This window comes from Paenirhodobacter sp., from assembly GCF_050177655.1.
Taxonomy (GTDB): domain Bacteria; phylum Pseudomonadota; class Alphaproteobacteria; order Rhodobacterales; family Rhodobacteraceae; genus Rhodobacter.
Genome location: NZ_JBFXGV010000015.1, coordinates 12,008 through 25,420 on the forward strand (window position 1 = coordinate 12,008; position 13,413 = coordinate 25,420).

Sequence of the window (13,413 nt, forward strand, 5' to 3'; positions counted from 1 at the left end):
GAACGCCGTCCGACTGCCCGATGCGATGCGAATTTCGGAGAATTTCCATGATGTTGAACGAACAGACGACGGTTGCGACCGGCGTGCTGCCGCTGGCGGAGTTCCGCGATCATCTGCGGCTTGGCACCGGTTTTGCCGATGCGGGGGCGGAGGATGCGGCGCTGATCGCCTATCTGCGCGCGGCGCTGGCGGCGATCGAGGGGCGCACCGCGAAAGTGCTGCTCGCGCGGGAGTTCCGGCTCACGCTCGAGGCGTGGCGGGGCTGCGAGAGCCAGCCGCTGCCGGTGGCGCCGGTGAGTGCGGTGAGCGCGCTTACGCTGATCGACCGGGACGGCGTGGAGACGGTGATCGACGCGGCGGCCTGGCGGCTGGTGCAGGATCTGGCGCGGCCGCGGCTCGAGCCGCTGTCGCTGGTGCTGCCCACGATCCCGACCGGGGGCGTGGCACAGATCGACTTCACCGCGGGCTTCGGGCCGGCGTGGAGCGATCTGCCGGTGGACCTGGCGCAGGCGGTGTTCCTGCTCGCCGCGCAATATTACGAGCTGCGCCATGACGGCGCGGGCGAGGTGGCCGCGATGCCCTTCGGCGTGATGGCGCTGATCGAGCGCTGGCGCACGGTGCGGGTGCTGGGAGGCCGGGGATGAGCACGCCGCGGCTGAACCGGAAGCTGGTGCTGGAGGCGCCCGAGCGGGTGTCGGATGGCGCGGGCGGCTTCACCATCGTCTGGACCGCGCTGGGCGAGATCTGGGCGCAGATCACGCCCGGAACCGGGGTCGAGCGGGCGGGGGAATTCGTCACGCTTGCCTCGGTGCCGCTGAAGATCGTGGTGCGGGGGGCGCCGGTCGGCTCGCCGCGCCGGCCGAAGCCCGAGCAGCGGTTTCGCGAGGGGGAGCGGATCTTTCGCATCCTCGCGGTCGCCGAGGCGGACAGCGAGGGGCATTACCTGACCTGTTTCGCGCGTGAGGAGGTGGTGGCATGAGCTATGCGATCGGGGCCGCGCTGCAGGCGGCGGTCTATCAGGCGCTGGTGGCGGATGCGGCGCTTGCCGCGCTGGTGGGCGACGCGGTCTATGACGCGGTGCCGCCGGGGACGACCACGGGCACCTATGTCAGCCTTGGCCCGGAGGATGTGCGCGATGCGTCGGATCAGACCGGTGACGGGGCGATGCATGATTTCATCGTCTCGGTGATCACCGACGAGGCCGGGTTTTCCGCGGCGAAGGCGGTGGCGGCGGCGGTCTCGGATGTGTTGACCGGGGCGAGCCTGACGCTGTCGCGCGGCTCGCTTGTGGCGCTGTGGTTCCTGCGGGCGCAGGCGCGGCGCGTGGAAAAAGGCGCGACGCGGCGCATCGATCTGACCTTTCGCGCGCGGGTCGAGGGCTGATCCCTCGCCGCGATCAATGGGCCACGGCCCTGATATCTTTCACGAAACTGGAGACATGAGCCATGGCGGCGCAGAACGGCAAGGACCTTCTGATCAAGCTCGACCTGAACGGGGGCGGGCAATTCGAGACCATCGCGGGGCTGCGCGCCACGCGCATCAGCTTCAATGCGGAGACGGTCGATGTGACCTCGCTCGAGAGCACGGGCGGCTGGCGCGAGCTGCTGGGCGGGGCGGGCGTGCGCTCGGCCTCGATCTCGGGCTCGGGCGTGTTCAAGGACGCGGCGACGGACGAGCGGGCGCGGCAGATCTTTTTCGACGGCGAGGTGCCCGATTTCCAGGTGATCGTGCCGGATTTCGGCATCGTGCAGGGCCCGTTCATGATCACCTCGATCGACTATGCGGGCAGCCACAATGGCGAGGCGACCTATGAGCTGAGCATGGCCTCGGCCGGGGCGCTGACCTTCACCGCGCTCTGAGGTCCGCGATGGCGAACCCCTGGGCGGGAGAGGTGGCGGTGGTGCTCGATGGCGTGCCGCATGTGGCGAAGCTGACGCTGGGGGCGCTCGCGGAACTCGAGGCGATGCTGGAGACGGGGACGATGCTCGATCTCGTGCGGCGCTTCGAGGAGGGAGCGTTCTCGACGCGCGATGTGCTGGCGCTTCTGGTTGCCGGGCTGCGGGGCGGCGGCTGGGCCGGCACCGCCGCGGATCTGCGCACGGTCGAGATCGGCGGCGGGCCGGTCGCGGCGGCGCGGATCGCGGCGGAGCTGCTTGCGCGGGCCTTCACGGTGCCGGGGCAGGCATGAGCGCGGCGGGGCTCGACTGGGCCGGGCTGATGCGGGTCGGCATCCGGGGCCTCGGGTTGCGGCCCTGGGAGTTCTGGCGGCTCACGCCGGCGGAACTTGCGCTGATGCTGGGCGAGGCGGCGGGAACGCCGCCGCTCAGCCGCGCGCGGCTTGATGAGCTGGCGGCGAAATGGCCCGACCGGCCGGCGCCCGGGGCGGAGGCGCCCGCGGAGCCGCCGGCAATGGGGGCGGAAACGGCGGATCTGAAAGGATGAGCGGATGATCGAGGTGGACGGGCTGGATGGTCTGAGCCAGCAGGCGGCGGATCTGGAAAAGAGCCTTGGCGGCGCGGAGGCGATGGCGGCGAGCTTCAACGACGAGCTGGGAAGGATGCGGGAGAGCCTGACCTATACCGGGCGCGAGGTTTCGCTGATGTCGTCGAGCATCGGGCGCAGTCTGAAGCGCGCCTTCGACGGGATCGTGTTCGACGGGATGAAACTGTCGGATGCGCTGAAGCAGGTGGCGCAGTCGATGGCGGACACCGCCTATTCGATCGCGATGAAGCCGGTGCAGGATGCGCTGGGCGGGGCGATCGCGAGCGGGCTGAATGGGTTGCTCGGTTCGGCCTTTCCCTTTGCGAAGGGCGGGGCCTTCACCCAGGGGCGGGTGATGCCCTTCGCCAAGGGGGGCGTGGTGAGCTCGCCCACCAATTTCCCGATGCGCAATGCTACCGGGCTGATGGGCGAGGCGGGGCCGGAGGCGATCATGCCGCTGACGCGTGGCGCCGATGGCCGGCTGGGCGTGCAGGCCTCGGGCGGGAGCCGGTCGGTCAATGTGGTGATGAATGTGACCACGCCCGATGTGGCGGGGTTCTCGCGCTCGCAGTCGCAGATCGCGGCGCAGATCAACCGGGCGCTTGCGCGCGGGCAGCGCAACGCCTGAGGAGGCAACATGGCATTTCACGAGATCAGATTTCCCGCCAACCTGAGTTTCGGCTCGGTCGGCGGGCCGGAGCGGCGCACCGAGATCGTGACGCTGACGAATGGGTTCGAGGAGCGCAACACGCCCTGGGCGCATTCGCGGCGGCATTACGATGCCGGGGTGGGGCTGCGTTCGCTTGATGATGTCGAGCGGTTGATCGCGTTTTTCGAGGCGCGGGGCGGCGAGCTGCACGGGTTTCGCTGGAAGGACTGGGCGGATTACAAGAGCTGCCCGGCGTCGCGCGCGACGGCCTATGACGACCAGTATATCGGCATCGGCGACGGGGTGACGAAGGCGTTCCAGCTGTCGAAGACCTATTCGTCGGGCGGGGTCGACTACGTGCGGCCGATCGCCAAGCCGGTCGAAGGATCGGTTCTGGTCGGGCTGCAGGGCGATGCGCGCGCGGAGCTTGTCGATTTCGAGGTCGATGCGACGACCGGGACGGTGACTTTCTACGATGCGCCGCCCGAGGGGGCGCGGGTCACGGCGGGCTTCGAGTTCGACGTGCCGGTGCGTTTCGACACCGACCGGATCCAGGTTTCGGTGCAGTCCTTCCAGGCGGGGGATCTGCCGCAGGTGCCGGTGGTGGAGGTGCGGATCTGATGGCCTATTCCGAGGAGTTGAAGGCGCATCTCGCGACCGGGGGCACCAATGTCGCGCGCGCCTGGGCGATCACCCGGCGTGACGGGCGGGTGCTGGGATTTACCGACCACGACCGCGGGCTGAGCTTCGAGGGGATCGCCTTCGAGCCCGACAGCGGGATGACGGCGAAGGCGATCGCGCGGGGCACGGGGCTTTCGGTCGACAATACCGAGAGCTATGGCGCGCTGAGTTCCGAGGCGATCACCGAGGCGGATATTCTGGCGGGGCGCTACGATGGCGCCGAGGTGCGGGCCTGGGTGGTGAACTGGGCCGATGTGAGCCAGCGCGCGGTGGTATTTCGCGGCGCGCTGGGCGAGGTGACGCGGGGCGCCGGGGCCTTCACCGCGGAGCTGCGCGGGCTGACCGAGGCGCTCGGCCTCGAGCAGGGGCGGATCTATCATCCGCGCTGCTCGGCGGTGCTGGGTGACGGCAAGTGCCGTTTCGCGACGAAGACCAACGGCTATTTCGTCGAGCTGGCGGCGGAGACGGTCGAGGAGGCGCGGCTGTTCAGCTTTGCCTCGGTCGAGGGGTTCGACGACCGCTGGTTCGAGAAGGGCCGTTTCACGGTGCTGAGCGGCGCTGCGGCGGGGCTGATCGGGGTGATCAAGAACGACCGGATCCAAAGCGACGGGTCGCGGGTGATCGAGCTTTGGCAGCGGATCGGGGCGGAGATCGTGCCGGGCGACGAGCTGCGGCTCGAGGCGGGCTGCGACAAGCGCGCGGACAGCTGCCGGCTGAAATTCGACAATTTCGCGAATTTCCGCGGGTTTCCGCATATTCCGGGCGAGGACTGGATGGTCTCCTACCCGGTGGCGAGCGGCTCGAACGACGGCGGGAGCCTGTTCAAATGACGGAGGCGGGTGTGCAGGCGGTGGCGATCGCGCGCGACTGGATCGGCACGCCCTATCTGCACCAGGCCTCGGTGCGGGGGGCGGGGACGGATTGCCTTGGGCTGTTGCGCGGGATCTGGCGCGAGATCTACGGGGGCGAGCCGGAGCCGGTGCCGCCCTACACGGCGGACTGGTCGGAGCCGGCGCGCGAGGAGCTGCTTTGGGAGGCGGCGCGGCGGCATCTTCTGCCGATCGCGGCGCCGGCGGGCAGCGCGCCCGTGGCGCCGGGCGAGGTGCTTTTGTTCCGGATGCGCGCCGGGGCGGTGGCGAAGCATCTGGGGATCGCCGCCGAGGTCGGGGCGGCGCCGAGTTTCCTGCATGCCTACAGCGGCCATGGCGTCGTCGAGAGCCCGCTTTCGACCCCCTGGCAGCGCCGCATTGTGGCGCGGTTTCACTTTCCTGAAGGAGCCAGATGAATGGCGACGATATTGCTTTCGGCGGCGGGCGCCGCGATCGGTGGCGGCTTTGGCGGCACGGTTCTGGGGCTTTCGGGCGCGGTGATCGGCCGCGCGGTGGGCGCGACGCTGGGCCGGGCGATCGACCAGCGGCTGCTGGGGGTGGGCTCGCAGAAGGTGGAGACCGGGCGGGTCGAGCGGCTGCGGCTGACGAGCGCGTCGGAGGGCGAGGCGGTCGGGCGGCTTTGGGGGCGGGTGCGCGTTGCCGGGCAGGTGATCTGGGCCACGCGTTTCTTCGAGACGAAGAAAAAGAAGAAGACCGGCAAGGGCACGCCGCGCGCGACGGTGACGAGCTATTCCTATTCGGTGAGCCTGGCGCTCGCGCTTTGCGAGGGGGAGATCCTGCGCGTCGGGCGGATCTGGGCCGATGGCGTCGAGATCGAGCCCGACAGCGTGAACATGCGCGTCTATACCGGCTCGGAGAGCCAGCTGCCCGATCCGAAGATCGAAGCGGTCGAGGGCACCGGCGAGGCGCCCGCCTATCGCGGCATTGCCTATGTCGTCTTCGAGGATCTGGCGCTTGAGGCCTATGGCAACCGGGTGCCGCAGTTTTCCTTCGAGGTGGAGCGCGCGGCGCAGGGCGATCTTGTCGAGGATTATTCCGATCTGACGAGCGCGGTGCAGGCGGTGGCGCTGATCCCGGGGACGGGGGAATATGCGCTGGCGACGACGGCGGTCTATCAGGTCGAGGCGAGTGCGCTGGAGCCGGTGGAGGTGTCGGGTCTGTCCGGGATCGCCGCGCTGGTGACGCAACAGCAGACCGGTACGCTGGTGAACCAGAATGCGCCGGGCGGGATGACCGATTTCACGCTGGCGCTGAAGACGCTCGACGAGGAGCTGCCGCTTTGCGGGGCGGCCTCGCTGGTGGTGAGCTGGTTCGGCAGCGATCTGCGCTGTGGGTCTTGCGCGGTGCAGCCGCGGGTGGCCGATACCACGGTCGACGGCAAAAATATGCGCTGGCAGGTCTCGGGGGCGACACGGGACACGGTGAGCGAGGTGCCGCGGGTCGAGGGCAATTCGGTCTATGGCGGCACGCCGGCGGATGCGGCGGTGATCGAGGCGATTACCGCGCTGCGGGCTGCGGGCAAGGCGGTGACCTTCTATCCGTTCATCCTGATGGAGCAGGTCGCGGGCAACGGCCTGCCCGATCCCTACGGGCGCACGGAGCAGCCGCCGCTGCCCTGGCGCGGGCGGATCACGCTGTCGCTGGCGCCCGGGCAGGATGGCAGCCCGGATGGCACCGCGGCGGCGGCGACGCAGGTCGCGGCCTTCTTCGGTGCGGCGCAGCCCGGGGATTTCACGGTCGCGGACGGGCTCGTCACCTATTCCGGGCCCGAGGAATGGTCGATGCGCCGCTTCATCCTGCATTATGCGCATCTGTGCGCGCTGGCGGGCGGGGTCGATGCCTTCTGTATCGGCACAGAGATGGTGGCGCTGAACCAGATCCGCGGGGCGGGGAACAGCTTTCCGGCGGTGGCGGCCTTCCGGCAGCTGGCCGCGGAGGTGAAGGCGATCCTGGGGACGGGGTGCAAGGTCGGTTATGCGGCGGACTGGTCTGAATATGCGGGCTATGCGCCGGGCAATGGCGACCGGTTCTTCCACCTCGATCCGCTCTGGGCCGACGAGAACGTCGATTTCATCGGCATCGACAATTACATGCCGCTTTCGGACTGGCGCGACGGCGAGGCGCATCTCGATGCGGGCTGGGGCTCGATCTACGATCTCGATTATCTGAGCGCGAATATCGAGGGCGGCGAGCTTTACGACTGGTATTACGCGGCCGAGGAGCATCGCGCGGCGCAGATCCGCACGCCGATCACCGACGGGGATCACGACGAACCCTGGATCTGGCGGGTGAAGGATATCCGGTCGTTCTGGGAGAATGAGCATCACGAGCGGATCGGCGGGGTGCGCAGCGCTGGGCGAACCGATTGGGTGCCCGGCTCGAAACCGGTCTGGTTCACCGAATTCGGCTGTGCCGCGATCGACAAGGGGACCAATCAGCCGAACAAGTTCCTCGATCCGAAAAGCTCGGAATCGAGCCTGCCCTATTATTCGGACGGGCGGCGCGACGAATTCATGCAGATGCAATATCTGCGGGCGATGGTGCGCTATTGGAGCGATCCGGCGCATAACCCGGTGTCGGAGCTTTACGGCGCCGAGATGATCGACATGAGCCGCGCCCATGTCTGGGCCTGGGACACGCGGCCCTATCCGGCCTTTCCGATGCTCGACGAGATCTGGTCGGATGCCGACAATTATGCGCGCGGGCACTGGATTTCGGGGCGGGCGGCGTCGCAGCCCCTGGCTGCGGTTGCGCAGGAGATCTGCGGGGCGGCGGGGCTCGAGGCGATCGACGTGAGCGGGCTTTACGGGCTGGCGCGGGGCTATGCGCTCTCGGGCGGCGAGACCGGGCGCGCGGCGCTGCAGGCGCTGATGCTGGCCTATGGGTTCGAGGTGCTCGAACGCGAGGGGAAGCTCATGTTCCGGATGCGCGACGGGCGGGTCGATGCGACGCTCGATCTGACGCAGCTTGCGCAGGCCGAGGGCGAGGCGGCGGTGGAGACGACGCGCGCGGCGGAGGCGGAGATCGCGGGCCGGGTGCGGATGACCTATGTCGAGGCGGAGCGCGATTTCGAGACGCGGGCGGTCGAGGCGGTATTCCCCGACGAGGAGGGCGGCGCGGCGGCGGGATCGGAGCTTGCGCTCACGCTGACGCGGGCCGAGGCGCAGGGCATCGTGGAGCGCTGGCTCGCCGAGGCGCGGGTCGCACGCGATGGGGCGAAATTCACGCTGCCGCCCTCGCTTGGCTATCTTGGCGCGGGGGATGTGGTGGCGCTGCAGACCGAGGAGGGGATGCGGCGTTATCGCATCGACCGGATCGAGGAGGCCGAGGCGCTTTCGGTCGAGGCGGTGCGGGTCGAGCCCGGGGTCTATGTCGCCTCCGACGAGGCGGAGGAGCGGGTGGTGCCGCGGCCTTTCGCGGCGCCGGTGCCGGTGGTGCCGGTGTTCCTCGATCTGCCGCTGATGACGGGGGAGGAGGATCCCTACGCGCCGCATCTGGCGGTGACGGCCTCGCCCTGGCCGGGGACGGTGGCGGTTTACTCCTCGATCGAGGATGCGGGCTACACGCTGAACTCGACGCTGGTCGGGCGCGCGGTGATCGGGGTGACGAAGACGCCGCTTGTCGCCGCGCCGACGGGGCTTTGGGATCGGGGTGAACCGCTGCGGGTGCGGATGACCGGGGGCGATCTCGAATCCGCTTCGGCGCTGCGGGTGCTGGGTGGGGCCAATCTGATGGCGATCGGGGATGGGTCGTCGGACAATTGGGAGCTGTTCCAGTTCGCGCAGGCCACTCCGGTCGAGACCGGGCTTTGGGATCTGAGCCTGCGGTTGCGCGGCCAGCTTGGCACCGATGCGCTGATGCCGGCGGTCTGGCCGGAGGGGAGCACCGTGGTGCTGATCGACGAGGCGCCCGAGCAGATCCTGATGCCGGCCTCGGCGCGGGGGCTTGCGCGGCATTACCGGATCGGCTCGGCGCTGCGCAGCTATGACGACCCGTCCTATGTGCATCTGACCGAGGCGTTTTCGGGGGTCGGGCTGCGCCCGCTCAGCCCGTGCCATCTGAAGCTGACCACGGTGCCGGGGGCCTGGGGGCTGAGCTGGATGCGGCGCACGCGGATCGACGGCGACAGCTGGGAGGGCTATGACGTGCCGCTTGGCGAGACCGAGGAGCGCTATGTCGTGCGCGTGCTGGAGGGGACGGCGGTGCGGCGCGAGGACTATGTCACCACGCCCGAGTGGATCTATACCGCGGGGCAGAAGAGCGCCGACGGCATCGCTGGCGATTTCGCGATCTGGGTGGCGCAGGTGTCCGACGTGTTCGGGCCGGGGCTTGGCGCGCAGATCGCGGTGACGGCCTGAGCGATGCGGGCGATCTCGCATGGCGATCTGATCCTTGCGGCGCGGGCGGTGCGGGGGCTGCCGGTGGCGCGGCGGCCCGAACTTCTTGCGCGGATGCTGGAGGAGGCGCATGTCGCCGACCGCTATCGCAAGCGGCTCGGGCGGGCGCATCCGCGCTGGGGCAACGGCTCGCTGATGGCGCGGGCGATGGCGGAGCCGCTTGCGCCCGAGGGCTGGCCCGATGCAGAGGCGCTAGAGGCGCTCGCACAGGTGATCGCGGCGGTGCGGCTCTGGCGGGCTCGGGGCTTTTCAGCGCCGCGCCCTTCCCCTATGTGAAAGTGACCCTATGTGATAGGATCGCTTTCACAGCCGAAGGAGCATCGTCATGGCAGAGATCCGTGCGAAGGTCGCCACCCTCGATCCGGTCTGGACGCGGATCCGCGAGGAGGCCGAGGCCGCGATCCGCGACGAGCCGCTTCTGGGCGCGCTGATCCATGCGGGGCTGCTGCATCATCCGACGATGGAGCGGGCGCTGGCCTATCGGTTCTCGCTGAAACTGGCCTCGGGCGAGATGAGCGAGCAGATCCTGCGCGAGATCGCCGACGAGGCCTATGGCTCCGATAGCGGCCTGGGCGCGGCGGCGCGTGCCGATCTGGTGGCGGTGTTCGACCGCGACCCGGCCTGCCACCGCTTCCTGCAGCCGATCCTCTTCTTCAAGGGCTATCAGGCGCTGCAGAGCTATCGCATCGCGCATTGGCTCTGGACCCGGGGGCGCACGGACATGTCCTATTTCGTGCAGATGCGCACCTCGGAGATGTTCGGCGTCGACATCCACCCGGCCGCGCGGATCGGCAAGGGGGTGATGATCGACCACGCCCATTCGATCGTGATCGGCGAGACGGCGGTGGTGGGGGACAATGTCTCCATGCTGCATTCGGTGACGCTGGGCGGCACCGGCAAGGAAGAACAGGATCGCCACCCGAAGATCGGCAATGGCGTGATGATCGGCGCGGGGGCGAAGGTGCTCGGCAATATCCATGTCGGCGACAATTCCCGCATCGCCGCCGGTTCGGTCGTTCTGGCCGATGTGCCCTGCTGCAAGACCGTCGCCGGCGTGCCGGCGAAGATCGTGGGCGAGGCGGGCTGCGAACAGCCCGCGGTCTCGATGGATCAACAGCTCAGGGGCTGCGACTGCGCCGGCTGAAACCGCCGGCGCCGCGCGCCTTGGTTTTCTTAGCCGACCAGCTGGTCATAGGCCTCAAGCGTCTTCATCCCGTACATCATCGCCGGGCCGCCGCCCATCAGCACCGAGACGTTAACCGTTTCCTCGATCTCGGCGCGGGTCGCGCCGGCGGCGATGCAGGCCTGCACATGCAGACCGATGCAATAGGAGCACTGCTTCGCGATCCCGATCGCGAGCGAGATCAGCTCCTTCTGCTTCGTCGACAGCACCCCTTCCGCCAGCGAAGCGCCATGCAGCGCGCCGAAGCCCTTCTGGGTTGCGCTCTGTTTGGTGGCATAATCCGCCATCTCGGCCTTGATCGTGCTCAGTTCCGCTTTCCAGTCCATGACGATTCCTTTCAGGAGATCTCTGTGTTTGCGAACCCCGTTTAGGGCCATTTCGCTAACGCAGCATTGATCCGAAGCAAAAAGCCCCCGTCTCCGGGGGCTTTTCGTGCATTTTCAGCGCATGTTTCAGGCGAGCATCGCGACCGGGTTCTCGAGATTCTCCACGATCGCCTGCAAGAGCTTCGCGCCAAGCGCGCCGTCGATCACCCGGTGATCGACCGACAGCGTCATCGACATCACCGTCGCCACCTCGATCTCGCCCGCGGCATTCACCACCGGCGTCTTGATCCCCGCGCCCACGGCCAGGATCGCGCCATGCGGCGGGTTGATCACCGCGTCGAAATTCTCGATCCCGAACATGCCGAGGTTGGAGATCGCAAAGCTGCCGCCCTGGTATTCCTGCGGCGCGAGCTTGCGGTCGCGCGCACGATGGGCGAGATCCTTCATCTCCGTCGAGAGCTTCGAGAGCGTCTTCGCCTCCGCGTCGAACAGCACCGGCGTGAAAAGCCCGCCCTCGATCGCCACGGCCACCGCGACATCCGAGGCCTTCATCTTCAGGATCCGGTCGCCGGCCCAGACCGCATTCGCATCCGGCACCGCCTGCAGCGCCAGCGCACAGGCCTTGATGATGAAATCGTTCACCGAAAGCTTCACGCCGCGGCCGGTGAGCTGATGGTTCAGCTCGGCGCGGAAGGCCATCAGCGCATCGAGCTTGACCGACCGGCGCAGGTAGAAATGCGGGATCGTCTGCTTCGCTTCCGAAAGCCGGGCCGCGATCGTGCGGCGCATGCCGTCGAGCGCGACCTCCTCGTATTTCCGCCCCTCGTAAAGCTTCGCGACCTGCGAGGCCGAGGCCTGCGGCGCCGCCGCCGCCGCGGGGGTCGGCGCTGCCACTGGCGCCGAAGCGACAGGCGCCGCCGCGGGTTTCGCCGCTGCGCTCACCCCTTCGACATCCGCCTTCACGATCCGCCCATGCGGGCCGGAGCCCTTCAGCGCCGCCAGATCGAGGCCCTTGTCGGCCGCGATCCGCCGCGCAAGCGGCGAGGCGAAGATCCGCGCGCCCGAGGCCGCGACCGGCGCTGCCGGTGCCGCGGCAACCGCCGCGACCGGTGCCGCCGCCGGGGCAGGGGCCTCGGCCACCGCCGCCGGCTTGGCCGTGGGCAGCGCATCGGCGCTTTCGCCTTCCTCGACCATCACGGCGATCGGCGTGTTCACCTTCACCCCCGCGGTGCCCGCCGGGATCAGGATCTTGCCGACGATGCCCTCGTCGACCGCCTCGAATTCCATCGTCGCCTTGTCGGTCTCGATCTCGGCCAGGATGTCGCCGGAGGAAACGGTATCCCCCTCCTTCACCAGCCATTTCGCGAGCGTGCCTTCCTCCATCGTCGGAGACAGCGCCGGCATCAGGATCTCGGTTGCCATTTCACCCCCCTCAGCGATAGCAGACTTGTTTCACCGCCGCGACGACCTCGTCGGTGGTGATGAGCGCGAGCTTTTCAAGGTTCGCGGCATAGGGCATCGGCACGTCCTTGCCGGTGCAGTTGATCACCGGCGCGTCGAGGTAATCGAAGGCGCGCTCCATGATCACCGCAGACAGGTGGTTGCCGATCGCACCCACGGGCCAGCCCTCTTCCACGGTGACGCAGCGGTTCGTCTTCATCACGCTCGCGAGCACCGTGTCATAGTCGATCGGGCGCAGCGTGCGCAGGTCGATCACCTCGGCCGAAATCCCCTCGGCCGCCAGCTTGTCGGCGGCGTCCAGTGCATGGCTCATGCCGATGCCAAAGCTGACGATCGTCACATCCGAGCCCTCGCGCCAGATCCGCGCCTTGCCGAAGGGGATGGTGAAATCCTCGATCGCCGGCACTTCGAAGCTGCGCCCGTAAAGGATCTCGTTTTCGAGGAAGATCACCGGGTTCGGATCGCGGATCGCGGTCTTCAGAAGCCCCTTCGCATCCGAGGCCGAATAGGGCATCACCACCCGCAGTCCCGGGATCTGCGCATACCAGGCGGCATAGTCCTGCGAATGCTGCGCCGCGACGCGCGCCGCCGCCCCGTTCGGGCCGCGGAACACGATCGGGCAGCCCATCTGACCGCCCGACATGTAAAGCGTCTTCGCGGCCGAGTTGATGATATGGTCGATCGCCTGCATCGCGAAGTTGAAGGTCATGAATTCGACGATCGGGCGCAGCCCGCCAAAGGCCGAACCGACCGCGATGCCGGTAAAGCCGTATTCGGTGATCGGCGTGTCGATCACCCGCTTCTCGCCGAATTCGTCGAGCAGCCCCTGGCTGATCTTGTAGGCGCCCTGATATTCGCCGACTTCCTCGCCCATCAGATAGACGTTGGCGTCCGAACGCATCTCTTCGGCCATCGCCTCGCGCAGCGCCTCGCGCACCGTCATCGTCTTCATCGCGGTGCCTTCGGGCCAGTCGGGCGAGGCCTTCGACACCACCGCGACCGGAGCCGCCGGTGCCGCGGCCGCTGCCGCCACCGGGGCAGGGGCTTCGGTCACGGCCGCCGGCACCGCCGCGGGCACCGCATCGGCGCTTTCGCCTTCCTCGACCATCACCGCAATCGGCGTGTTCACCTTCACTCCGGCGGTGCCGGCCGGGATCAGGATCTTGCCGACGATGCCCTCGTCGACCGCCTCGAATTCCATCGTCGCCTTGTCGGTCTCGATCTCGGCCAAGATCATGCCGGAGGTGACGGTGTCGCCCTCCTTGACCAGCCATTTCGCCAGCGTGCCCTCTTCCATCGTGGGCGAAAGCGCCGGCATCAGAATCTCGGTTGCCATCTTGCGTCC

16 protein-coding genes are annotated in these 13,413 nt (G+C 68.4%); 13 read left to right on the forward strand and 3 right to left on the reverse strand.

What is annotated here, in order from left to right; translation table 11 throughout:
- Positions 1–47: 47 nt before the first annotated feature.
- The 13 genes from AB7U46_RS07700 to cysE all read left to right on the forward strand — a co-directional run bounded on the left by AB7U46_RS07700 (position 48) and on the right by cysE (position 10,242).
- Positions 48–644: a head-tail connector protein gene (locus tag AB7U46_RS07700; RefSeq protein WP_428336369.1), complete on the forward strand. Its 597-nt coding sequence runs from the start codon at positions 48–50 to the stop codon at positions 642–644.
- On the forward strand, positions 641–979 hold the full coding sequence (locus AB7U46_RS07705) for a head-tail adaptor protein (RefSeq protein ID WP_428336370.1): 339 nt from the start codon (positions 641–643) through the stop codon (positions 977–979). The genes AB7U46_RS07700 and AB7U46_RS07705 overlap by 4 nt, the downstream gene beginning before the upstream one ends.
- A complete protein-coding gene (locus tag AB7U46_RS07710) occupies positions 976–1,383 on the forward strand; it encodes a DUF3168 domain-containing protein (protein WP_428336371.1) in 408 nt (135 codons plus the stop codon). The genes AB7U46_RS07705 and AB7U46_RS07710 overlap by 4 nt, the downstream gene beginning before the upstream one ends.
- A 62-nt stretch (positions 1,384–1,445) precedes the next feature.
- Positions 1,446–1,859: a phage major tail protein, TP901-1 family gene (locus AB7U46_RS07715; protein WP_428336372.1), complete on the forward strand. Its 414-nt coding sequence runs from the start codon at positions 1,446–1,448 to the stop codon at positions 1,857–1,859.
- Between the two features lie 8 nt (positions 1,860–1,867).
- Positions 1,868–2,188 (forward strand): gene transfer agent family protein, encoded by a 321-nt coding sequence (locus AB7U46_RS07720; protein ID WP_428336373.1) that lies wholly within the window; start codon positions 1,868–1,870, stop codon positions 2,186–2,188.
- Complete coding sequence (locus tag AB7U46_RS07725) at positions 2,185–2,442, forward strand: rcc01693 family protein (protein ID WP_428336374.1); 258 nt, start codon at positions 2,185–2,187, stop codon at positions 2,440–2,442. The genes AB7U46_RS07720 and AB7U46_RS07725 overlap by 4 nt, the downstream gene beginning before the upstream one ends.
- A gap of 4 nt (positions 2,443–2,446) precedes the next feature.
- Positions 2,447–3,109: a phage tail tape measure protein gene (locus tag AB7U46_RS07730; protein ID WP_428336375.1), complete on the forward strand. Its 663-nt coding sequence runs from the start codon at positions 2,447–2,449 to the stop codon at positions 3,107–3,109.
- Between the two features lie 9 nt (positions 3,110–3,118).
- Positions 3,119–3,751 (forward strand): phage distal tail protein, Rcc01695 family, encoded by a 633-nt coding sequence (locus AB7U46_RS07735; RefSeq protein WP_428336376.1) that lies wholly within the window; start codon positions 3,119–3,121, stop codon positions 3,749–3,751.
- Entirely contained in the window at positions 3,751–4,641 is an 891-nt protein-coding gene (locus tag AB7U46_RS07740; protein WP_428336377.1) for a DUF2163 domain-containing protein, read from the forward strand. The genes AB7U46_RS07735 and AB7U46_RS07740 overlap by 1 nt, the downstream gene beginning before the upstream one ends.
- Positions 4,638–5,096 carry a peptidase gene (locus AB7U46_RS07745; RefSeq protein ID WP_428336378.1) on the forward strand — a complete coding sequence of 153 codons (459 nt, stop codon included), beginning with the start codon at positions 4,638–4,640 and terminating at the stop codon, positions 5,094–5,096. The genes AB7U46_RS07740 and AB7U46_RS07745 overlap by 4 nt, the downstream gene beginning before the upstream one ends.
- A complete protein-coding gene (locus tag AB7U46_RS07750; protein ID WP_428336379.1) occupies positions 5,097–9,059 on the forward strand; it encodes a baseplate multidomain protein megatron in 3,963 nt (1,320 codons plus the stop codon).
- 3 nt (positions 9,060–9,062) lie between these two features.
- Entirely contained in the window at positions 9,063–9,374 is a 312-nt protein-coding gene (locus tag AB7U46_RS07755) for a hypothetical protein (protein WP_428336380.1), read from the forward strand.
- A gap of 49 nt (positions 9,375–9,423) precedes the next feature.
- Complete coding sequence (gene cysE / locus AB7U46_RS07760; RefSeq protein WP_428336381.1) at positions 9,424–10,242, forward strand: serine O-acetyltransferase; 819 nt, start codon at positions 9,424–9,426, stop codon at positions 10,240–10,242.
- 29 nt (positions 10,243–10,271) lie between these two features.
- On the opposite strand, the gene AB7U46_RS07765 is transcribed toward cysE, so the two are convergent.
- From AB7U46_RS07765 to AB7U46_RS07775, 3 genes are all read right to left on the reverse strand, one after another.
- Positions 10,272–10,607, reverse strand: a complete 336-nt coding sequence (locus AB7U46_RS07765) for a carboxymuconolactone decarboxylase family protein (RefSeq protein ID WP_428336382.1) — start codon at positions 10,605–10,607, stop codon at positions 10,272–10,274.
- Positions 10,608–10,733: 126 nt separating this feature from the next.
- Positions 10,734–12,029: a pyruvate dehydrogenase complex dihydrolipoamide acetyltransferase gene (locus AB7U46_RS07770; protein ID WP_428336383.1), complete on the reverse strand. Its 1,296-nt coding sequence runs from the start codon at positions 12,027–12,029 to the stop codon at positions 10,734–10,736.
- 10 nt (positions 12,030–12,039) lie between these two features.
- Positions 12,040–13,404 (reverse strand): pyruvate dehydrogenase complex E1 component subunit beta, encoded by a 1,365-nt coding sequence (locus AB7U46_RS07775; protein ID WP_428336384.1) that lies wholly within the window; start codon positions 13,402–13,404, stop codon positions 12,040–12,042.
- Between the last annotated feature and the right edge of the window lie 9 nt (positions 13,405–13,413).

Bases quoted from the DNA above. Each gene is read 5' to 3' on its own strand.
- AB7U46_RS07725 (WP_428336374.1), top strand. From the start codon at position 2,185: ATGAGCGCGGCGGGGCTCGACTGGGCCGGGCTGATGCGGGTCGGCATC.
- AB7U46_RS07730 (WP_428336375.1), top strand. From the start codon at position 2,447: ATGATCGAGGTGGACGGGCTGGATGGTCTGAGCCAGCAGGCGGCGGAT.
- AB7U46_RS07705 (WP_428336370.1), top strand. From the start codon at position 641: ATGAGCACGCCGCGGCTGAACCGGAAGCTGGTGCTGGAGGCGCCCGAG.
- AB7U46_RS07765 (WP_428336382.1), bottom strand. From the start codon at position 10,607: ATGGACTGGAAAGCGGAACTGAGCACGATCAAGGCCGAGATGGCGGAT.
- AB7U46_RS07755 (WP_428336380.1), top strand. From the start codon at position 9,063: ATGCGGGCGATCTCGCATGGCGATCTGATCCTTGCGGCGCGGGCGGTG.
- AB7U46_RS07715 (WP_428336372.1), top strand. From the start codon at position 1,446: ATGGCGGCGCAGAACGGCAAGGACCTTCTGATCAAGCTCGACCTGAAC.
- AB7U46_RS07735 (WP_428336376.1), top strand. From the start codon at position 3,119: ATGGCATTTCACGAGATCAGATTTCCCGCCAACCTGAGTTTCGGCTCG.
- AB7U46_RS07740 (WP_428336377.1), top strand. From the start codon at position 3,751: ATGGCCTATTCCGAGGAGTTGAAGGCGCATCTCGCGACCGGGGGCACC.
- AB7U46_RS07750 (WP_428336379.1), top strand. From the start codon at position 5,097: ATGGCGACGATATTGCTTTCGGCGGCGGGCGCCGCGATCGGTGGCGGC.
- AB7U46_RS07745 (WP_428336378.1), top strand. From the start codon at position 4,638: ATGACGGAGGCGGGTGTGCAGGCGGTGGCGATCGCGCGCGACTGGATC.
- AB7U46_RS07720 (WP_428336373.1), top strand. From the start codon at position 1,868: ATGGCGAACCCCTGGGCGGGAGAGGTGGCGGTGGTGCTCGATGGCGTG.
- AB7U46_RS07710 (WP_428336371.1), top strand. From the start codon at position 976: ATGAGCTATGCGATCGGGGCCGCGCTGCAGGCGGCGGTCTATCAGGCG.
- AB7U46_RS07700 (WP_428336369.1), top strand. From the start codon at position 48: ATGATGTTGAACGAACAGACGACGGTTGCGACCGGCGTGCTGCCGCTG.
- AB7U46_RS07775 (WP_428336384.1), bottom strand. From the start codon at position 13,404: ATGGCAACCGAGATTCTGATGCCGGCGCTTTCGCCCACGATGGAAGAG.
- cysE (WP_428336381.1), top strand. From the start codon at position 9,424: ATGGCAGAGATCCGTGCGAAGGTCGCCACCCTCGATCCGGTCTGGACG.
- AB7U46_RS07770 (WP_428336383.1), bottom strand. From the start codon at position 12,029: ATGGCAACCGAGATCCTGATGCCGGCGCTGTCTCCGACGATGGAGGAA.